Below are 23474 nucleotides of genomic sequence, written 5' to 3' on the forward strand. Positions count from 1 at the left end.
GGAGGTATTTTTATGGAGCATTATTATTCTCAAAACCCTACATCATCCCATGAACTTATAAAAATATCGTATAACCTAAACAACAAAAGCTTGGTATTTATAACCGATACATCAGTTTTTTCTAGGCATCATGTAGATTTCGGCAGTCATATACTAATATCTACCCTGCCACCCCTTGAGGGCAATATATTGGATCTAGGTTGTGGATATGGTGCCATAGGCATATCAATAGCCTATCTAAACCGTAATTCCAATGTCGCTATGTCCGATATAAATGAACGCGCTGTAAAATTGGCACATGGCAATATTGTATTAAACAATATTCCAAATGCAGTAGCCTTCCAGAGTAATGGATTTCAAGACATAAAGGATACTACATACAGCACAATAGTAAGCAATCCTCCTATTAGGGCAGGAAAAAAAGTAATATATCCCATGTTTGAACAAAGTATTGACTATCTTATACCTGGAGGTTGCTTATATATAGTAATACAAAAAAAACAGGGGGCCTCCTCTGCTGTAGAAAAACTTAAATCCATATATGGAAATTGTAAAGTTATAAATAAGGAAAAAGGTTATTGGATACTTAAAAGTATCAAAGTATAAAGGAGAGTGTATATGAATACTTCTCAACTTAACGTTAGCATAAGCAACGTAAATATAAGTCTCCTACTCTTTATAATAAATATATGTTTTGCCTTCGTTCTGGTATTCTTGGAAAGGCGTAATCCAACGGTTACATGGGCATGGCTTTTGGTTTTTATGTTTGTCCCCGTGATAGGCTTTTTGCTATACCTTTTAATGGGACAGGATCTTAGAAAAAAGAAACTCTTTAAGGCAAAGGGAGAAGATGATATAAAAAAGCTGGCAGAAAGGCATGCAGAAAAATTAAAGGATGGAAGGGTGATAACCCTAAGCCCAATAATATTGGATGATAAAGATATAATAAACTTGCACTTTGAAAATTCCCGTTCCCTCCTTACACAAAATAACCATGTAACCATATTGGCTGATGGGCAACAAAAATTTGATATGTTGATTGATTGTATAAAAAATGCACAGCATCACATACATATGGAATATTATATAATTCGTAATGATGTACTGGGAAATCAAATAAGGGATCTACTCGCTCAAAGGGCAAGAGAAGGAATAGAGGTACGCTTATTGTACGATGGGCTAGGATGTCGTAAACTGCCTAGGCATTTTTTTAGGCCCATCACCCAGGCAGGTGGCTATGCATATGAATTTTATCCACCTTTTTTCCCATACATAAATATAAGGGTTAATTATAGGAATCATAGAAAGATAGCTATAATAGATGGAGAAACTGCTTTTATAGGAGGGTTTAATATAGGAGATGAATACCTTGGAAAAATACCAAAATTCGGGTACTGGAGGGATACCCATCTTATGCTATCAGGAGATAGCGTTGATTATCTACAGCTTAGATTTATGATGGACTGGCAGTTTGCTGTATCTAATCAACATATACCCCCATTCGCAGAAGAATATTTTCCCCCTAAAAAGAGGGTGGGCAATACCAATATACAGATAGTTTCTAGCGGACCCGATTCTCAATGGGAATCCATACGCCAAGGTTTTTTTAAGATGATTACCAAAGCTCAAAAAAATATATATATTCAAACCCCATATTTTGTACCTGATGATAGTATAGCTGAAGCGCTAAAAATAGCAGCACTAGGTGGGATAGATGTAAAAATCATGATTCCTTGTAAACCAGATCACCCATTTGTATATTGGGCATCTACTTCATATATAGGAGAGCTGTTGGAGGCGGGAGCTAAGGCATATACCTATATGAATGGATTTCTCCACAGCAAAGCTGTAATGGTAGATGGACGCATAGCATCAGTAGGCACTGCAAACATGGATATCAGAAGTTTCAAAGTGAATTTTGAAGTTAATGCATTCATATATGATCCTAATGTAGTAAACGATTTGGAACAAATATTTATAAACGATCTTTCCTATTGTAGAGAGATAACTAAAGAAACCTATAAGGATAGATCCCTTGTTATAAAGTTTAAAGAATCGGTATCAAGGTTGGTATCTCCCCTACTATAAACCCAAATAAAAAAAGATGGATTAATAATCCATCTTTTTTTATTCTAATATTAATTTTCCAAAGCATTCTGGTCTATGAAAATCCGGCATATCATTTTCTATCCTATTCCAACATCCAAAATGTGGATATTTAGTTCCATCGCCACATTTATAAAAATTTCCCAACATTTCATGTCCTGAACCTATTTCAATTTGTTCATAATATTTCTTAATGAATGAAAAGGGTATGGTATATATAATGTCCCAACCCTCACCATCATAATCAGACATGGTATCAACCGAAAGCATTGTACTTATATTAAAGACCCTTTGCTCTTTAGGAGAGATTAGTTCTCTATTCTGTCGCCCTCTGCCTATACCTAATAATAGAGTGCCAATGCAATTGGTTTCAAAATTCATATATCGATCATCTTTGTACGGATTTGGATTTATGAAAAACTCCACACAACTATCCTTATATGCCGATTCATTAGGTTTGGTGTATATTGCCTTTATCTCAGGTTCCTTGGAAAAAAATCGTATATAAAGTCCATCCTCTGTATAGCATAACTTAACATATGTCTCAGGCATATAACCATTATTATCCCATGGATAATTGTCTATACTTGCTTTAGGTATATCATCCCAAAAACCAACTCTATTTATATTATCCTTATCTACCCGCTTTATTACATATGATTTTTTCACAGTACCTTCCTCCATCAATTTTGAAATTGAGCTGTATATAGCCCATAGTAAAGACCCTTAGCATCCAAAAGCTGATTATGTGTACCCTGCTCCACTATACCCTGATCTGTAAGTACAAATATACGTTCTGCATGCCGTATGGTAGCCAGTCTGTGAGCTATTATAAGGGTGGTCCTATCCTTTGACAACGCTTCTAATGATTCTTGTATAACACGTTCAGTCTGATTATCCAGTGCAGATGTTGCTTCATCCAGAATAAGGATCGGGGGATTCTTAAGAAATATACGCGCTATGGCAAGCCGTTGCTTTTGACCCCCTGATAATTTGACTCCCCTCTCACCTATATATGTGTCATATCCATCATCTAGTTGGGTAATAAAATCATGGGCATTCGCCAGCTTTGCTGCCTGTATTATTTCATCATCTGTTGCATCTATTTTACCATAGGCTATATTATCTCGTACAGTACCAGAAAATAAAAATACATCCTGCTGTACAATTCCTATATTTTTTCTCAAAGACGTTTGTGTTACATCTTGGATATTTATACCATCTACAGTAATAGCACCATTATCTATCTCATAGAATCTAGGAATGAGGCTACATAAAGTGGTCTTGCCTGCCCCTGATGGCCCTACAAAAGCAACCGTCTCTCCTGGATATATTTCGAAAGTAACATTGTTTAAAACCTGACTATTATCACTATAGCTAAATTCTACATCCTTAAACTCTATATGTCCAGTCACCTCACCCATATCATAGGCATCAGGTTTATCATGTATAAGTGGAGGTGTATCCATTATCTCAATAAATCTAGAAAATCCCGCCATGCCCCTCTGATAAGTCTCTATAAGAGTAGCTATACGCCTTATAGGCTGCAAAAACATAGATACATATAAAATAAATCCCATGAGCTCACCAGTGGTGATCTGCCCCTTGTAATAAAATATACCTCCTGCAAATAATACTGCAAGATTTATAATATTGGATAAGAAACTAATACCAGTAAAAAATTCTGCCATAGTTTTGTATGCATTTTGTTTTGAACGTGTAAAACCTTCATTACCCTTTTTAAATTTTTCCTGCTCATATTCCTCATTATTAAATGATTTAACCACTCTTATGCCTGATATGCTATCTTCTGCTTGCGCATTTATATCAGCAATTTTAAGCCTCATATCCTTAAAAGCCAGCTGCATACGCTTATTCTTGTCTACAGCAAACCATATCATCAAAGGTACTATCGAAAATGTAATAATCCCCAACCACAGATGGGTCTTTAAGAGTATTATGAATGTACCTATAAGAGTAACACTGGCTATAAAAAGATCCTCAGGTCCATGATGGGCCAATTCGGATATATCATTTAGATCATTTACCAACCTTGACATTATATGACCGGTCTTGTTTTCATCAAAATATGAAAATGACAATTTCTCTATATGTTGAAAGAGTTCCTCCCTCATATCATATTCTATTTTGGTCCCCAAAACATGACCATAATACTCCACTATATACTGCAAAATATAATATAATATATATAATGCTAGCAAAAATATACTTATACGTATCATAAGTTTCATATCCTTTGCAGGAAGGACATTATCTATTATATGGCTAACTGCAGATGGAAAGACCAAATCTAAACCTGCCATAAAAAATGCACAAATAAAATCTAATAAAAATAACTTCACATGCGGTTTATAGTACTTCATAAATCGTTTGATCATAAGCTATAAATCACCCCAAATCCTTATAATATTTAAAGCATGTATTTATAATACTTTTATACATGCTATAGCCATATATAGTGTATACAAAAAAATAAATTACCATATATTGTATCATAATATTTTATATAAGTCAATTCCTATAAAAAGGTTCTTAATTTCTCAATGCAAATTATATTGGTCTAACACTTATGTACACTTAAAAAGCATAACAAACATTCTAATATTTTTATATTAGAAATTTTAAAGAAAAGGCTGTTTCTTGAATGAAACAGCCTTTTCTTTAAAATTTTGCTGATAAGAATGTCCAAAAGTTACCTCCAAAAAGTTTTTGAACATCCCTCTCTATTTCATCTTCAGAAATACGCCATCCCGTATCCATTAGATCCTTATACTTATCATATAGCACATCTGCAATAATATTTTTTGAATGCTCCCATTTATAAATCAACTGATCCAATACTCTCGCATCTGAATGTTGTGGTATAACACTTACACCTAAAAGTTCAAATCTCATTCTAGTAATCTCATCTATTAAACTAGGGTTATTTAAAAACCACCAGCAACCAAATACTAATAGATTTCTAAATTTCCTTGCTGATACAGCCAGTTCATGTTGATTTTCCCTGGATAACATGGTAACCATAAATTTGTTATGGGGATATTTAGCACATAGATATTCTACCGATTCTATGCTGCCCTTTCCTACCCCATCACCAGCCAACTTTAAGTCAGGATTTATAAGCCGTTTTACACCTATCATAAGGGCAAAAGGAATGTTATATTCCCTACATACAGGCAGTATGCAGTTTTCTATTATCTTTGTACTTACCGAATCATCCGGGAAACAAAAATCATATGGTAATGAAGCTGCAACATATAATGCATCCATTCTCTCTATCCATTCGGATAAAAATCTTATTACTTCCTTATATGTGTTATCATTAAGTTCATCCCCTATGTTATATCCCCAATCCTTAAGCTTATTAAGTGCATTGCAAGTATCAATAAGCAGTGGATCTATACGGAGAGCAGCCTTAAATCTACTATCTGGTACATAGCTATTTAGCCATATATCCCTCTCTTCCTGATCAAATGGGTTGTTTGTCATAATCACCTTTTCTACTCCACTTACTTCAAATACCCTATCAACATAATCTTCTACGCTAAACCCTGCAAAAAACGATCTATATGAGTCAATATCCCTGCTTCCAACATCTAATCCCAACTTTTTTAGAGTAGTCAACACGCCTCTACAAGCCTCACTATATGGACTATTATCCTCAAACAGTGTTTTCCATATAAGATTGGCCTGGGCCTTTTTATCCATTGACCAAAAATCTTCGTAGGGTATATTAAGCCATCTAAAGGTTTCAGCCACTAAATAGTGGTAATTTAAAAGTTCATCAATACCCCAAAGAAGCATATCTTTGAAACATGGTGAATAAAGGTGAGTATGCACATCCGTTATTTTTGTATTTGCCACCGTAGTATCCACAACCTGTCTTAATTGTTTATAACTCGTAATCATAATATATCCCCTTTCTATAATGTCAGCAGCTGGCCCTAATTATAAGCTCTGGCTTTACTGTATAGCTATTTGATAAATCCTCGCCTTTAAGTACCTTATAAAGTATATCCACCGCCATACAGGCCATATCCCCCACCTTATTATCTACCGTAAATAGTTCGGGATAAGTACAATTGGAAATAAGAGAATTATTAAAACCTGTAACTCCCACATCTTCAGGGATTTCTTTACCTATTTCCCTCAATTTTTTTATGGCCCCTGCAGCTATTAGATCGTCACTGCATACTACAGCTGTATATTTTTTCCCCTTACTCTCCAATGCTGCAATTCCGCTATATCCCCCTTTTATTCCCGATTCTACCTGATATACCGTTGGGGAATCGAATTTACCAAAGCAATCTTCCAACCCCTTCTGAAATCCCTGTAATTTGGCCAAACCACTAAAGCTTTCAACATCATAAAAATATACTATATCTTTGTAACCTTTGGAGTGAAGATGTTTTACAATATTAAACGTAGCATATGCATCATCACAAACAATGGAATATATATTATTCCCCTCCAAATATCCATTTAACATAACTACTGGGACATGTTGCGCCGCCTTTAATATATGGCTATTGTCAAAACGTTCCTTAAATACCGAACCTACTAAAATTATCCCATCTACTTTTTTTTGCAATAATATATTTAAATAAGTCTTTTTCCTACCCAATTCTCCCCCTGTATTGGACAGAATTACATTATAACCTAAAGATTGAAATCTATATTCGATTGTATATATGGCATTAGCATAATATGAATCTCTAACATCACTAGTTAAAACGCCAATGGTATTTGTTGCACTGGTAGCAAGGCTTCTTGCTATATCATTTACCGTATAATTTGCTTCTTTTAAAACCAATTCCACTTTTTCGTGAGTCTCTTGCTTTACATTTGGACTATTATTTAACACCCGTGATACTGTCGCTATGGATACTCCCGCCTTCTTAGCTATTTCATAAATATTCACTTATCGCACCCTTCCAACATTTTGTAAGCGCTTACAGTAATATTATACATCAACTTAATAAAAGGTACAATATATAAACCAGCTTTAATTATTGTAAAATGCATAAAAATTACATTGAAACCGTTATTAATCTATCAAAATAGGCATCTATATTAACATAGATGCCTATTTCCCCAATATTTCGCCTTTTTTGATATACGAATTAATAAACCAGCATATCGTTTTATGGTATAATTTTATTTGAATAATATCTAATTAATCATATTTAGGAGAGTGATTGTTTTTGGACCCAGATGGTACATGGCAAATTATTAGTTTAATCATCCTTTTATTTTTATCAGCTTTTTTTTCCGCATCGGAAACTGCTCTTATGGCTATAAGCAAAATACGCATAAAACATATGACAGAGGAGAAAGTTAAAGGTTCTGAACTGGTTACAAAGTTAATAGAAAAACCAAATAAACTATTAGGTGCTATTTTAGTTGGTAACAATCTCACAAATGTAGGCGCTTCTGCGATTGCAACATCCATAGCAATAGACCGCTTTGGCAGTACTGGAGTAGGTATAGCAACCGGTATAATGACATTGTTATTACTTATATTTGGCGAAATTACACCTAAAACTCTAGCAGTTAATAATTCAGAAAAGTTCGCCTTAAAGGTCGCAAAGCCCATATATGTTATAACGGTCATATTTGCTCCTATTGTCAATCTCTTCACTAAGGCAACAAATGGAGTTATAAAATTGCTCGGAGGTAAAGTAGAAAATCAGGATCCTTTTATTACAGAAGATGAACTCAAAACCATTGTGAATGTCAGCTATGAAGAAGGCGTACTGGAAGATAATGAGAAAGAATTTATATATAATGTTTTTGAGTTTGGCGATTCTCAAGTGGGAGATGTAATGATACCACGAATAGACATGATTGCTATAGAAGTTGAAACCAGCTATCAAGAGATATTAAATATTATAAAAGAAAAACGTTACTCCCGTATGCCTGTATATAAAGATAATATAGATAATATAATTGGCATAATTCATATAAAAGATTTGGTAGGAATAAACGGTGAAAGTAAGAATTTTGATATAACTAAATATTTAAAAGAACCTTTTTATACATTTGAATTTAAAAATACCGCTGAATTATTTGAAGATATGCGAAAAAACAGGGTATCAATGTCCATAGTTTTGGACGAATATGGTGGTACGGTAGGCTTGATTACAATGGAAGACCTGGTAGAAGAAATAGTTGGTGATATCGATGATGAATATGACGATTATGATGATGATATAGAAATAATAAATAATAATGAATATATAGTTAAAGGTAATACCAAAATAGATCTTGTAAATGAGACTTTAGGCCTTAATATAGAGTCAGACGATTTAGACTCAATAGGCGGTTTTATAATAGGACAACTAGGAAGAATGCCGAAGGCGGGAGAAAACTTAGAATGGAAAAACGTAAATTTCATAGTCGAAAATGTAAGGAAAAACCGGATAGATACCTTGAAAATTATCAGAAAATCCCAAAATGAAACTGCAACTTTTTAGCAAACTCTCCGTCTGTAATACTATAATAAATCTAATTGAAGGAGAGAGTCATGAAAAAATTATACATGTTCCTGGTTTCTATATTGATTATAATAATTTTTATAGGATGCAGTAGCCAATCAGAAACAAAAGAGGTCACAGTTTCAGATATTATGTTAAATATCAAAGAACAAATCGCTTTAGACCTCAAAGAAGGAGGAGTGCCTGAAGATGAACTTAAGGATGGAAATTTACCAACCATGTTAGAAGGAGATTTAAAAGCAAAAAAAACAGACCCCCTTATTGATTCAAATGGGCTCGATATTGAATATATTGAAGAGGGGATAATTCTCCAGGCAGTGATAAATATCAACTCTGATAGGATCATAATACTTAAAGCCAAAGATAAAAATAATGTCCAAGATTTAAAAAAGAGCTTGGAAGATATAAGAAAAAATCAAGCGAAAATCTGGGAACATTATCTGCCAGATCAATATAAGAAAGTAGAGAATACTATCATTAAAGAAAAGGGAAACTATTTATTATATGTAACCTATGACAATCCCGATAAAATTGAAACTATATTTGATGAAATGCTAAAATAATCTTAATCATCCAGCATATAATGTATAACCCATTTTCCTTTTTTATATGTGCATATTATAGCTCCATTTATATCGTTTCTAAATATGGCGACATCCCTATCCTCAAGCCTATTTATAACCTCTGGATTGGGATGTCCAAAATTATTCTTACCTACCTGAATAATCGCCCCTTTAGGTGATATTTCATTAAGAAAATCCTCAGATGAGGAAGTGCTACTACCATGGTGTGGCACTTTTAAAATATCAACTGGTATCATACCCTGAGAAGCTAAATATCTCTCTACCCCCTGTTCTATATCACCAGTTAAAAGCAGTTTGCTATCTCCATACTGTACGAGTAGAACAAGAGATAGATTATTTTCATTTTGCTCATACAGTCTGTTTACTATATCTTGATCATTTGGTGGGTATAACACATCCATATACACATTCTGCCCTATTTTATACCTTTGACCTGCAGAAGCCCTTATATGTTTTATCTTTTTTTCATTTGATAAATACATTAAGCTATTATATGTTTCACTCTTATCTCTTGAAGGATAATACATTATATTTTTAACTGGCAGCATACCGGCTACCGACACCAGTCCACCTATATGATCATCATGTCCATGTGATGCAACCATTAAATCTATACTTCCTACCCCATTCTTTAGCAAAAAAGGAACTACTATATCCTTCCCCACATCAAAATCTCCACCCTGCCACTTGGGACGCCCTCCTCCATCCACCAGTATATTTTTTCTATCAGGCGTCCTTATATATATACAATCCCCTTGTCCAACATCTACAAATACTACCTTGAATGAATGATCAAAAAATGGCATTACAACAGAAAAAATCATGACACAAATAAGACAAATCAGCAATTTATTTCTATATATCTTAAACCTATCTCCACCCTTTGACATTACAAATAGAAAAACATAATAGCATATTATAAATATAACCGGCAGTGATATTATATACATAAAACCTAGCGGTATGTTAGACATAAATCTATTAATTTGAATTATCATATTACAAAGACTGGATAGTATTAGGCCCAATGAGTTACCAGCAATGGGGAGAATTGTAATAATGGGTATGAATAAAAAACTTAAAATAATGAGCAATCCTGCCAAAGGTACTAATACAATATTTGCAATTAATGATATGGGAGATATGGTATTAAAATTATAGGCAATGATAGGCCATACCCCTATCTGAGCAGCTAATGTGGTGGAGATAGATACCCTGATATACCGGGGAAAATGTATAAATTTTTGATTAAAACGTTCATAGAATGATATTATACCTAAAACGGCAATAAATGAAAGTTGAAATCCCACGTCCATGATGGCAAGGGGGTTTAGTAGTAGTATGCAAAACGCAGCTATGGAGATTGTATTTAGTGGATCAGCCTTTTTATCAAGTACTTGCCCCCCTAGATACACTATAGCCATAATAGTAGATCTAATAGCTGCATGTGGTGCCCCTATAAGGGCACAATAGAGTACAATTATAAATGTCTTAATAGAAAAGGCAGATATTCTGGATAGATAAAATCTATCCAGAATAAACGATATCCCCGCCAAAATAAAACCTACATGAAGTCCTGATATGGATAAAATATGCGCAAGGCCTGTCTGTGCAAAATCCTCACTTATATCCGATGGTAAAAGCCACCTCTCCCCTAATATGATAGTTTTTATAAACTTAGCATATACATCACCTACACAGCTATCTATAACCCTTTCCATCTTAATCCTTGAATTATATATACATTTTTCTAAAGGATTAATTTTCCCTTTTCCTATATATGATATGCTGTAAGGTCTGACACCCATTGTAGCATTTATGCCTTGTCTTTTTAAAAAAGCCCTGTAATCAAAACATTTCGGATTCCTTCTACCCGGTGGAATAGCTATTGATCCCCGGATCGCCAATATATCTCCTTTATGATACCTTGGCGATATTTTGCTTTTGTCTTTATATATGGCAAGGTATATCCGATCATCTACAGCAATGACCTTTTGCCCATGAACAATAGATCTGGTCTTTATTACATATACGTCCTTATCCCCGCCATAACGGGGAAAATCTATGATCTGTCCTTGCACGGTTACATTTTTATCTGCAAAGTCTGGCAATATACTTTTTCTATACCATACTCTATTACAATTTAATATCCCTACTAACATAAATACAATTAATATTATGGGAAATGAGTATTGCCATCTATTTTTCCTTATGAGTATAAAAGAAATACATAATAAAGAGGCAGCCATGATTAATAATACCAAGCTGCCCAAAAAAATATTTATACTTATAAGTACGCCTAATATGTATGCCATAGTTATCCAAAGCATAGGGCGTTTTACCCATATATCCTGCATACCCATTACCCCAATTTATCATTTTTTACTATTTTACCATATATTTATGGCCATGTTAAGACAATATTATAATTTCACTTCCTTACCCGTCTTGGAAGATTCGTAAATTGCAAGTATAATTTCAACCGCTTTTTTAGCATCTTCACCGGTAACCATGGGCTGCCTGTTCTCTAAAACAGCTTCAGCCATATCCTGTACCTGTATGGTATGTCCAAAATTCAAATCATTCCATCCACAGTTTATTCCACCCAAACTGTCTGAGACCTCTGGTGCCTCTTCATCCTTGCCCATAAACTTCCAACAATAAAATCCCTTATCTCCAAAGGAAATCGTACCTTTTTCACCTTGTATGGAAAATATCGTATCCTGCCCTGGATATACTGCCGTAGATCCTTCAATGGTACCTAATGCTCCATTTTTAAACTTTACCAATATTACAGCAGTATCTTCAACCTCTATCTTTCTTGCTAGAGTAGCACAATTTGCATATACACTGTCAATACCACCCATCATCCACTGAATAAGGTCTATCCCATGTATCCCCTGATTCATCAGGGCACCACCACCATCTAGTTCCCAGGTACCTCTCCATGGATCACCATCATAATATTCCTGACTCCTATAATACTTTAAAGAAGCATCTGCAAGTATCAGGCTACCAAGCTTGCCACCCTCTATAGCCTTTTTTGTATTGTTTGCCGCACTACTGGTACGCCTTTGAAATATACCGCCTAAGAGCACACCAGATCTTTTGCACTCGTCAATCATATCCTCCATCTTTTCCCTTGTTACGTCAAGAGGCTTTTCACATAATACATGCCGTCCTGTTCTCGCAACAGCTATAGCATGCTCTGAATGCATCCCACTGGGGGTACAAATGTTTACCACATCTATATCTTCTTTAGCAAGCATATCATCCAAGTTGGTATACCATCTGTCAAGACCATTGGCTATAGCGGCTTGTTTTGCCTTCTCCTCTACTATGTCACATACTGCTGCAAGTTCCGCATTTGGTGCATTCTTTATCGCTTTTAAATGTATTTCTGAAATCCTACCACACCCTAGAACTGCAAATTTTACCTTTCCTTTGCCCATTTTCATACACCTCTCAGTAGTTTGAACCACTTTTATTATTTCTAATTCTATAAAACTATTCTAACATTTGCTTTAACTTTTTAAAATAAAATTTGTGTTTTTATAGAATAATTATCGCTTTTTTCGTATCAATTTGCTGATTTCTCCTGCAATGACAGGTATAATACAATATCTTATAACTGCTCCCCAATCTCCAATGGATAGTGGATAACTCTTAAATATGGGCTGCAGTACAGGTACATATAGTACCAAAATAAGAAGCATAAAGGATAACAATGTAGCGTAAACCATGGTCTTGTTGCTAAAGAAACCTATCTCAAACAGCGTAAATCGTTCTGATCTACTGGAGTATGCCCTTATAAGTTCAGCAGTAATAAGGGTAGAAAAGGCAATAGTACGTGCTATTACCAAATTGCCGTCATATGCCCTAAATGCCCAATTATAAGCAAGAAGTACAGCAACCGTAAGTGCTATACTCTGCACTGCTATGCCTATCCCCATGTTTTTATCCAATATGGGCTCATCCGCATCCCTTGGTCTTACCTTCATTATATCAGGTTCGGATCTTTCCATCCCCAAAGCCAAAGCAGGAAAACTATCTGTTATCAGATTTAGCCATAAAAGCTGTATAGGTAGTAGTGGTACCGGCCAATTAAACAATATACTCAAAAATACTATTAATATCTCACCTACATTACATGATAAAAGGAAGAATACGAACTTTCTAATGTTGCTATATATTATTCTACCTTCTTCCACTGCAGATACAATAGTTGCAAAATTGTCATCCATCAATATTACTTCAGCAGTATTTTTAGCTACATCCGTCCCTGTTATACCCATGGATACACCAATATCTGCCCTTTTAAGGGCGGGAGCATCATTTACCCCATCACCTGTCATTGCAACTATCTCACCATTTTTCTTTAATGCCTCTACTATCCTTACCTTATGTTCAGGTGAAACCCTGGCAAAAACCCTGATATCCTCTACCCGTTCAGCCAATTCGTCATCAGAAATTTTGTTTAACTCATCTCCCGCCATTACCTGATCCTCCCGCTCTGCAATCCCAAGCTCTTTGGCAATGGCAAAGGCCGTGTCCTTGTAATCACCGGTTATCATTATAGTCTTGATTCCTGCCTGCTTGCATACCTCTATAGCTTCTGCTGCCTCACTACGTGGTGGATCTATCATTCCTACTAAACCTACAAGGGTCAAATCCTTTTCTATCTCTTCCGAAGTAATCACATCTGGTATAGTATCATAAGTCCTCATGGCAAATGCCAATACCCTAAGGGCAGATTTTGAGAAGGAGGCGTTGGTATGCAGAACTTTCTCCCTCATTTCATCAGTCATTGGCAACTCCCGACCATTTAAAAGTACCTTTGTACATCTATTAATGATTATATCGGGGGCACCTTTTGTAAAGGATACTACCCTATCTTGCATAAAATTATCATGAAATGTGGTCATCATCTTTCTATCGGAATCAAAGGGTATTTCATTAATCCTTGGATATTTCCCATTTAGGCCTTGCTTTGTCATATTTCCCTTACCTGCCAAAGTAATAAGCGCTCCTTCTGTAGGATCACCAACTATATTCCATGTACCATTTTCCTTATCATTATTCAATGAAGCATCGCTGCATAATCCTCCTATACATAATAGAGTCTTTGCCTCTCCCTTTGAATCTATGTCTATCTCCTTATCGTTAAGCGTAAAACTACCTTCCGGACCATATCCCCTTCCCGATACATCTAGCACTTCTCCTCCGGCATATATCTTTACTACAGTCATTTCATTCTGGGTCAATGTACCAGTTTTATCCGAACATATGACTGTGGTAGCCCCTAAAGTCTCTACTGCTAAAAGCTTTTTTACTATTGCATTTCGCTTTACCATCCTGTTCATACCAAGGGCCAACACTATGGTAACAATGGCTGGAAGTCCTTCTGGTATGGCAGCTACTGCTAAACTTATGGATGTCATAAACATGTCCAATATATCCCTTCCCTGCAACAAACCTATTGCAAATACCAGTCCACAAACTATCAAGCAGGCTATCCCCAGATATTTACCCAATTGATCCAGCTTTTTCTGTAATGGCGTGGATTCGGCTTTAAAAGTATTAAGCATTTGAGCTATCTTACCCATCTCTGTGGATGTACCAGTACCAATAACTAAACCCTTCCCCCTTCCATAGGTAATCACAGTGCCCATATACGCCATATTCTGTCTATCACCTAATGGTGCATCCTCCATTAAAACCTTGCTAAAATCCTTTTCTACTGGGACTGATTCCCCTGTAAGGGATGCCTCTTCTATCTTTAAATTCGAACTTTCAATAAGCCTTAAATCAGCAGGCACTATATCTCCCGCCTCCAAAACCACAATATCCCCTGGAACTATAGTGGTTGCAGGTACTGTAGTTAACTCTCCATCTCTTATAACCTTTGCATTTGGCGATGACATCTTTTGCAGTGATTCCAATGCCTTCTCCGCCTTACCTTCCTGAACAATGCCTAGTACTGCATTTACTATTACAATAGCTATTATGACTATAGCATCACTTGTTTCACCAACAAAGGCAGATATTATACTAGCCACTATAAGTATTATTACGAGAAAATCCTTAAATTGAGCCAATATCTTTGAGAGTAGACTGGCCTTTCCTCCCTCTTCCAGTTCATTTGATCCAAATTTCTCCAACCTCTTTTCTGCCTCTTCGCTCCCAAGTCCCCTGTCCTTGTCGGATGAAAGGTCTTTAATGGCATCTTGTATGCTTTTTGTATACCATTCCATTTTTCTTTCGTCCTTTCTTGTTATTATTTTAACTTCTTATATCATGATTTACTAGAATTTAATAAGTTATTACATGCAACTACTGAAATGTTTAATAGAAACAAAAAAACCTTTGTTTAAACAAATCAGCATTGCCTAAACAAAGGTCTCGCTTTCTTGATAATTAGCCGGGCATAAAACCGTGATGTCGACTAATTATAGCAGCTCATCTGCCAGCTACTCCCCTTTATTTATGAATATTATATACTATATACCATATATTTTCAATAAAAACTTAAATATAGAAAACCGCCAAGAATTTTATAAAATAATAGATATAATGCCCTTTATATTTATATTCATATTTTCATCTAGTCTATCTTTCTGAACCATGGCAGCTTATTAATAGGTGCATCAACCATCTCCATTTTAGGGCCCTCTATAATATCCCCATCCCCATCCTGCCATTTACCTTTTGGAAAAATCACCTTCCTCTTTGTCATACCTTTTTTCAATACTGGTGCGACCAAGATATTTTCTCCTAACATAAACTGATCATGAATATTTTCATAATTCCCCTCTGGGAATTCATATGCCATAGGTCTTATTATGGGTTCACCAGTTATGGCAGATCTCTTTGCTATCTCAAGTATCTCTAAACCCATCTTTTTATGCAGTAGTGCCGCTTGCAAACAATAGACACTGTACTTTTTACTCAATACCCTCCAGGGGGCTGCAGAAAACTGCATCATAGGAAACAATGCTGAACACTGAGCATACCTTACAAATAATTCTTCATCTAGATTATTTGAACTTGCAAGAAAACTTTGATATTCTCCTCCACCTATCATATCGGGACAAACAAATGAATAGCCCATTAAACCTTGAGCCAAACCATTTGGAATAAGTGTGGCAAGCCCATCATAACCCCAGCTATGTGCCTTATCCGAAAGTCGCTGTACCAATGGCTGTCCACCATTCTTCCAGCACGCCCTAAACTCATTTAACTTAAATTCAAGTCCAAATAACCCATATTTTTCGCAATGCACATTAGGATGGGAGGGTACATGACAATTATCATCTTTACTATAATAAACAGGATCTCCTGCATCAAACTTAAAACCATCTACCCCATATTCATCAACTAAGCTTTTCAGCTGTCCATAAAAGTATTTACAAACTTCTTCATTTGTAAAATCCAGCACAGCACTAAAACCATTCCACCACTCTCTTATGGCAATCTCTCCATTGCCGTCTTTTATAAAAAAATCTTTTTTTGCCAGATCCCTAAAGGTTGCACTATCGGGACTTACAAAGGGGCAAACCCATAACATTACCTTAAAACCTAAGTCATGAAGCTTATTGATCATACCCTTAGGATTTTTAAAACGTTCAGCATGAAATTTCCAAACTCCATAGTCCTCCTGCCAATTATCATCTACCATTAAAATTCCCGGAGGAAATCCATTATCTATAATAGATTGGGCATACTCTAATATTTTATCTTCCCTTTGATCATACATAAGCTCTATCCATGTATTATATTGTGGAGCAGTAAATAGCAATTCTTCTGGTAGTTTTCCGCTTGGAGGAAAATGCTTGTTTTGTGCCGCCTTGTATGCCTCTTTTAGACTATCAAAGCCTTCTTCTTTTATTATTTCACCTTCACAATTTTCAATATATAAAAAACCTTCTTCAATTCTAAAATCAAATGGGTCATCTGACCATATATATCTGCCTTTATTTGATACCAAAAATGGTACTGCCTGATTGAATGTCTTGTTCGGATTTAATTCCCGTTTAAAATTTTTATCGCCATAGGGCATATAAATCCCATCCATAACTGCTCCGCCCCACCAGTACTCTCCTAATAATAACTTTACTTTAACCCCATTCTCTCCCATTCTATTACCTCCAGTATACATTTTAAAACTTCAGAATCAACTTACCGATCTTTTATAAATAATATCGATTACTAAATCTAATGGAATTTTAAAATAAAAAAGATCTATATCCTATTACGTTAAATCCTATACCTTGTCTTTTCCCCCATTCCAAAGCATTCCCCTATTTGTATATACCTGCCATCTAAATCAAAAAAGCCTTCAAATCTTCCTATGGGTGCTTCATAATCTGAACATATAAGCAAAAGATTGAACTTTATACTAGCCTCTGTAACAGGATAAAACCGCAAATCTACCATACCATATTCATCTTTAATAATCCAGACCTTTTTTCCCATGTATACATTTATAGGAGGCAAAACATTCATTGTCCCATCCAACCAGATACAATTCTCATTATATTTTTCAGGGTCTATCACCTGATTATGTGTCAAGTTAAATCCAAATAATTGTCCCTTATTATCATAACCACATCCCATTACCCAGTCATACTTCAAATTCCATGGATAGTACCCTTTATGATCATCTATCATCATATATGCTTTATCTGGATCAAATGCTATCTCCCTATCTTTAAGGAACATATACCCTTCTACAGGCATAAAATTTTTATGTGAATACATAGCCCTATTCTCTCCTAATGGATGGCATACAACTATTGGCTGTGTGATATGATATGCTGTTATATCTATGACCGCTTCAGGAAGTTTATCACTAGAAGTAAATTTAGCGAAGATGTCAATTTCATCTTCCTCAAGATTATTATGAAAAAATAAACCATATCCACTTGTGGAGCAATTAGTATATGTATCTAGCATTCCAGATGCTACAATAGCCTTAGATGGATTAACTATTTTTTGATATTTATATGTCTGGTCATTTGTCTTATCATATATGATCAATAATATAAAAACTGCTATTTTAGCATTGTACACGACTCCAAATACAAATACCTCGTCGTTACCTAACTGAAATGCCTCCCATTCTTTGAGCCTAAAGGATTTAAACCAATTACAATTACAAAAGCCTAATGGATTTTTTGCATCCAACATGTTTATTTTAGGAATTGCCGTATTATATGTCCCAAAGTTAAATAACCCCTCTGTATTTACCAAACAATTGATAGGTTCATTTATCTCCCTATGATATACCCCCACACCAGACCCTCCCCCATATTTTTATCTTTTATACTATTCCTCCAATCTTTACATGGGTTACAAAACCCCTGCCTATAAGTATCACTTAATTACCCCATATCCCCCTGTTACAGGATCCTTAAAGATAGGCAAATGGGGTGTATAGAAAGTAAATACCATGAATAATATGCCAAATACTATAAGAATTATACCCCCTGCAACTTCGCCTGATTTTCCACTCTTCTTTTTAAGAATTGATAGACTAACTAACTGGCATAAAATAGCACCAACTACATAAGAGACTATATCTATCCATAGAATATTCTTACCTGTTATTGCCTTATATGTATAGAATACTGCTACTACAAAGAGCTCCAATGTAGCTATACCTAAAGCCTTACCTAAAAAAAATCCCGTAACATCATATCTTATAAACCAATACTCAATTAAAGAGAATAACACAAGGGACCAATACCCCAATTTTAGATGTTCCCATAAGCTTTCATTTACTGGGGCAATGAATGCCACCAAATTTGAATTACCTGACCATTCATATACAAAATGTAGTAGGCTTCCAATGCCTATAATCCAAAACACTCCTATAATTTCCCAGATTAAGACCCGTTTCTTTATGTTTCCCATTTTCTCATTTTTCCTTTCTATATTATCCTAATATATATTATAACCAAATATACACTATTTTTATATATCAAACAGTTTTAGTCTTAATCTGGCAATTTCTCCCGCCAAAAATTTTTTATGCATCTATCTATATTTAATTCATTAACCCTCATATACGGAAACCACTCCTTGGGAAACAACCTTTGGTAACTCTGATATTTAAATCTATCATCTATTAGAAGTATTATACCCTTATCCTCTTCAGATCTTATAAGCCTTCCAGCAGCCTGTAATACCTTATTCATACCAGGATACATATATGCATATGCATACCCTAGATTTTGACTTTCCTCAAAATACTCCCTTATTATATTTCTCTCCAGACATATCTGAGGTAAACCCACCCCAACTATTATTACACCAATCAATCTATCATACTTAAGATCGATACCCTCTGAATATATACCACCTAAAACGCAAAAACCTATGCCGCTCTCTTCTGGATTAGGCCGGAAAAATTCTAAAAATTTTTCCCTCTCTTTCTCAGTCATCCCCGGCAGTTGGGCATAGGCATTTATCCCAGAATATCTCTCTATAAACACATCATATACAGCATCCATGTATTGATATGATGGAAAAAACACCATATAGTTACCTGCCTTTGCACTAATAACCGCCTTTATATAATCTGCTATCACCCCATAGCTTTGTTCCCTATCCCGATACCTTGTAGATATGTTATCTGCAATAAGTATACGTCTATTATCGATACTAAAAGGAGAATCTAAGTATATGCCATAATCCTCTTCACTACCACCTAGTATATTTCTGTGATAACCCATGGGCAACAGCGTAGCAGAGAAAAATACAGATGCCCTGCATTTTTTTAGTACCTCTCTTAATTGATATGACGGATCCAGACAGAACAATTTTATCTTTACATCATCATCTGTCTTTTCTACATATGTAGTATACCTCTCATCATAAAGCTCCCATATCCTTGTAAAAGATACACAATCAAAATACAATTGGAGGAGCTTTTCATATACTTCACCATCTTTATGCTTTAAAAGATATTCCTCCGATAAATGCATAAATGTTTTTAACAAGGCATATATCTTTTCATGAGGCTCTTTTACTATAAAATATCCATTTTCCCCACACAACTTACCCATATCAAGCATGAACTTATTTATCTTGCCCAGTTCCTTTGATATTTTAGGCGATTCTTCCTTCATCATTCTCTTTAAATCAAGAAAAGGCCTTTTGTATAACTCCGCCGAAAACATCTCCCTGGATCTATCCACTAAGTTATGTGCTTCATCGATTAATACGGTATAGTCGCCTCCCCTGTCCATAAAAAATCTCTTTAGATATACACTGGGATCAAAAACATAATTGTAGTCACATATTATAGCATCGGCCCATAACGTGAGATCGAGGGAAAATTCAAAAGGACATACTCTATGCTTTTTGGCATACTCCTCTATAATTTCCCTTGATAATTCATCCTCGTTTGAGAGTATATCATCTATAGCAGCATTTACCCTATCAAAGTGACCACTTGCATATATACATTCTTCAGGTGTGCATATGGTTTCATCATTAAAGCAGATTTTCTCCTTTGCAGTTAGGATAATATATTTTAGTTTGAGACCCTTCTCTCTCATTATGGAAAAGGCATCCTGAGCCGCAGTCCTCGTTATAGTCTTTGCTGTTAGATAAAAGATCTTGGATGTATGACCCTCACCCATGGCCTTTATAGCTGGGAATATGGCTGAAATTGTCTTGCCAATCCCTGTAGGTGCCTGGGCAAATAATTTCTTCTCATTTTCAATTGTCTTGTATACAGCTACTGCCATCTCCCGCTGCCCTTTCCTATAATCTTCATAAGGAAATTTTAGATCTTTAATAGCTGCAATTTTTTCTACGTTCCAGTCAAATGTTTTTTTAGCCCATTTATAATATTCATCGGTAATGGTTTGGAAAAAAGTCTTTAGCTCGTCAAAGCTAAAACATTTGTCTATATATTTTATCTCATCTAAATCCAGTTGATAATACGTAAGTCTAACATTTGTATCCTCAATATGATATTGCTCTGCATAAATATAGGCATAACATTTTGCTTGAGCCCAGTGTAGGGGATTGAAATGCTCATCTATCATCTCCAAGGGAGCCGTAGTAGTCTTGATCTCATCTATAATTACCATATCATTCTGATGAATAATCCCATCAGCCCGTCCTTCAACAGTCAACAGAAAATCTTTGTAGTTAACTGTATATTTTAGCACAACCTCTGACTCATATCCCTCTTTAAAAGACCTTTGTATCTTTTGGTGTATCCTTGTGCCTTCTACTGCCCTATTGCTACCTATAAAGCTAGAATCTATACTGCCTGAACGTAAGATAAATTCCACTAGATCGCGAACAGAAATTTTTACTTCCATTTGATTATCCATAGCAATCCACCTTTAGAGTGTTTTTTACATTTGTCTAAACATAATTATATCATATGAAACGCATAAAAAAACCCCGTAGGATAAAGCCCTACGAGGATTTCTTTGTTAATTCTTGAAGCTGTGTATTGGAGCGGGGATCCTCCCGCCTCTATTAGCAAAATCACTGCTTGAAAATCGACTCACTTCCATTACAGGCGCCCTGCCTAAAAGCCCACCGAACTCTACAGTATCTCCCGCCTTTTTGCCCGGCGCCGGGATGATCCTAACCGCCGTTGTCTTGCTATTTATCATACCTATAGCCGCTTCATCGGCAATAATTGCAGATATGGTAGTGGCGGGAGTATCGCCCGGTATTGCTATCATATCCAAGCCAACTGAGCACACGCATGTCATGGCCTCCAGCTTTTCTATATTAAGTGAGCCATTGTTTACTGCTGCAATCATGCCTTCATCCTCACTTACCGGTATAAATGCACCACTTAGTCCACCTACATGTGAAGATGCCATAATACCACCTTTTTTAACAGCATCGTTTAATAATGCAACTGCCGCAGTTGTCCCTGGAGCGCCACAGCTTTCTATACCCATCTCTTCAATTATTCGCGCAACACTATCACCTACATCCGGAGTAGGTGCAAGGGATAGATCCACAATCCCAAATGGCACGTTAAGTCTCTTTGATGCCTCATGGGCAACCAATTGCCCCATTCTGGTAATTTTAAATGCAGTCTTCTTTATGGTTTCAGACACTACATCAAAGCTCTCACCCTTTACATTTTCAAGTGCCGCCTTTACAGTACCAGGACCGCTTATACCTACATTTATGACACATTCAGACTCACCTACACCATGAAATGCCCCTGCCATAAAAGGATTATCTTCAACAGCATTTGCAAACACTACCAGCTTGGCGCATCCTAAGCCATCCTTATCTTTAGTAAGCCATGCAGTCTCCTTTATGATTTCACCCATCTTCTTTACGGCGTCCATATTTATACCAGATTTAGTAGTAGCTACATTGATAGATGAACATACCCTCTCAGTGGTACTAAGGGCTTCCGGTATGGACTCTATAAGCTTTATATCACCCTTTGTATAACCCTTGTGTACTAGGGCAGAATACCCACCAATGAAGTTTACCCCTACTTCCTTTGCCGCCTTATCAAGGGTCTGTGCAAACTTTACATAATCCTCCTCATCACTAGATTCTGCTATCATGGATATTGGAGTTACTGAGATCCTTTTATTTATTATGGGGATGCCATATTGAATGGATATCTCTTCTCCCACCTTAACCAAATTCTCTGCATAATGGGTAATCTTATCGTAAATCTTCTGTCTTGCAATATTACCGTCACTATGGCAGCAATCACGAAGTGATATACCCATAGTGATGGTTCGTATATCCAACTTTTGTTTTTCTATCATCTGTACCGTTTCTAAGATTTCCAAAGAATTTATCATCTAATACACCCCTTATATCCTATGCATGGATTTAAACACATCTTCATGTTGCGTCTTTATAGAAACACCCATCTGTTGCCCTATAACATCTAATTTTTCCTTCAATTCATCAAATGACAAATTCATATTGGACAGATCTATCAGCATCATCATTGTAAAGTATTCTTGCATTATAGTCTGGGTAATATCCAATATATTCACATCACATTCAGCCAAGGCGGTACTTACATTTGATATAATACCGACCTTATCTTTTCCTATAACCGTGACAATAGCCTTCATGCCATACTACCTCCATACTTTTATATTGTTTAGACATATATTCAGTAACATATATTTTATAAGTTATTTTATATTATAATGTAGAATAAAACAACTCCCATTCTATACTCCTCCAAGTGGGTGTAAGTTTGATACCAATATGATGCATATTAAAAATTCAAACTATT

Annotated in this window: 17 protein-coding genes; 4 read left to right on the top strand and 13 right to left on the bottom strand. The window is 35.6% G+C overall.

Translation table 11 applies throughout. The features are described from left to right. Positions 1 to 12 precede the first annotated feature (12 nt). Together EJN67_RS06070 and cls are read left to right on the top strand one after the other, a co-directional pair. The gene (locus EJN67_RS06070) at positions 13 to 606 is read left to right on the top strand and encodes a class I SAM-dependent methyltransferase (RefSeq protein WP_129723455.1); all 594 of its coding nucleotides are present in this window, start codon (positions 13 to 15) and stop codon (positions 604 to 606) included. Positions 607 to 618: 12 nt separating this feature from the next. Then, positions 619 to 2088, top strand: a complete 1470-nt coding sequence (gene cls, locus EJN67_RS06075; RefSeq protein ID WP_129723456.1) for a cardiolipin synthase — start codon at positions 619 to 621, stop codon at positions 2086 to 2088. Positions 2089 to 2127: 39 nt separating this feature from the next. Here the strand turns inward: cls and EJN67_RS06080 are convergent, their stop codons facing one another. The 4 genes from EJN67_RS06080 to EJN67_RS06095 all read right to left on the bottom strand — a co-directional run bounded on the left by EJN67_RS06080 (position 2128) and on the right by EJN67_RS06095 (position 7048). Then, entirely contained in the window at positions 2128 to 2775 is a 648-nt protein-coding gene (locus EJN67_RS06080) for a carbohydrate-binding family 9-like protein (protein ID WP_165000767.1), read from the bottom strand. Positions 2776 to 2789: 14 nt separating this feature from the next. Then, entirely contained in the window at positions 2790 to 4505 is a 1716-nt protein-coding gene (locus EJN67_RS06085) for an ABC transporter ATP-binding protein (RefSeq protein ID WP_129723458.1), read from the bottom strand. Positions 4506 to 4788: 283 nt separating this feature from the next. Further along, the gene (locus EJN67_RS06090) at positions 4789 to 6036 is read right to left on the bottom strand and encodes a glucuronate isomerase (RefSeq protein ID WP_129723459.1); all 1248 of its coding nucleotides are present in this window, start codon (positions 6034 to 6036) and stop codon (positions 4789 to 4791) included. Positions 6037 to 6058: 22 nt separating this feature from the next. Further along, the gene (locus EJN67_RS06095) at positions 6059 to 7048 is read right to left on the bottom strand and encodes a LacI family DNA-binding transcriptional regulator (RefSeq protein WP_129723460.1); all 990 of its coding nucleotides are present in this window, start codon (positions 7046 to 7048) and stop codon (positions 6059 to 6061) included. A gap of 283 nt (positions 7049 to 7331) precedes the next feature. Here EJN67_RS06095 and EJN67_RS06100 point away from each other — a divergent pair, with 283 nt between their 5' ends. Then, a complete protein-coding gene (locus EJN67_RS06100; RefSeq protein ID WP_129723461.1) occupies positions 7332 to 8603 on the top strand; it encodes an HlyC/CorC family transporter in 1272 nt (423 codons plus the stop codon). Positions 8604 to 8653: 50 nt separating this feature from the next. Then, positions 8654 to 9187, top strand: coding sequence for a DUF4358 domain-containing protein (locus EJN67_RS06105; RefSeq protein ID WP_129723462.1), 534 nt, complete (start codon positions 8654 to 8656; stop codon positions 9185 to 9187). A gap of 2 nt (positions 9188 to 9189) precedes the next feature. On the opposite strand, the gene EJN67_RS06110 is transcribed toward EJN67_RS06105, so the two are convergent. From EJN67_RS06110 to EJN67_RS06150, 9 genes are all read right to left on the bottom strand, one after another. After that, positions 9190 to 11565, bottom strand: coding sequence for a DNA internalization-related competence protein ComEC/Rec2 (locus EJN67_RS06110; protein ID WP_165000768.1), 2376 nt, complete (start codon positions 11563 to 11565; stop codon positions 9190 to 9192). Between the two features lie 66 nt (positions 11566 to 11631). After that, positions 11632 to 12660 (bottom strand): Gfo/Idh/MocA family protein, encoded by a 1029-nt coding sequence (locus EJN67_RS06115; protein WP_129723464.1) that lies wholly within the window; start codon positions 12658 to 12660, stop codon positions 11632 to 11634. A 111-nt stretch (positions 12661 to 12771) separates the two neighbouring features. Further along, on the bottom strand, positions 12772 to 15462 hold the full coding sequence (locus EJN67_RS06120) for a calcium-transporting P-type ATPase, PMR1-type (protein ID WP_129723465.1): 2691 nt from the start codon (positions 15460 to 15462) through the stop codon (positions 12772 to 12774). A 350-nt stretch (positions 15463 to 15812) separates the two neighbouring features. Continuing rightward, positions 15813 to 17345, bottom strand: coding sequence for a glycoside hydrolase family 31 protein (locus EJN67_RS06125; RefSeq protein ID WP_129723466.1), 1533 nt, complete (start codon positions 17343 to 17345; stop codon positions 15813 to 15815). 119 nt (positions 17346 to 17464) lie between these two features. After that, positions 17465 to 18502, bottom strand: coding sequence for a DUF2804 family protein (locus EJN67_RS06130; RefSeq protein WP_129723467.1), 1038 nt, complete (start codon positions 18500 to 18502; stop codon positions 17465 to 17467). An 81-nt stretch (positions 18503 to 18583) separates the two neighbouring features. Continuing rightward, positions 18584 to 19123 carry a DUF6512 family protein gene (locus tag EJN67_RS06135; RefSeq protein ID WP_129723468.1) on the bottom strand — a complete coding sequence of 180 codons (540 nt, stop codon included), beginning with the start codon at positions 19121 to 19123 and terminating at the stop codon, positions 18584 to 18586. 83 nt (positions 19124 to 19206) lie between these two features. Next, entirely contained in the window at positions 19207 to 21561 is a 2355-nt protein-coding gene (locus EJN67_RS06140) for an ATP-dependent DNA helicase (protein ID WP_129723469.1), read from the bottom strand. A gap of 105 nt (positions 21562 to 21666) precedes the next feature. Beyond that, a complete protein-coding gene (locus tag EJN67_RS06145) occupies positions 21667 to 23022 on the bottom strand; it encodes a PFL family protein (protein WP_207207977.1) in 1356 nt (451 codons plus the stop codon). A 15-nt stretch (positions 23023 to 23037) separates the two neighbouring features. Continuing rightward, entirely contained in the window at positions 23038 to 23307 is a 270-nt protein-coding gene (locus EJN67_RS06150; protein ID WP_129723471.1) for an ACT domain-containing protein, read from the bottom strand. Positions 23308 to 23474: the final 167 nt, after the last annotated feature.

The sequence above is a fragment of the Xylanivirga thermophila genome (assembly GCF_004138105.1).
Classification (GTDB): Bacteria; Bacillota; Clostridia; order Caldicoprobacterales; family Xylanivirgaceae; genus Xylanivirga; species Xylanivirga thermophila.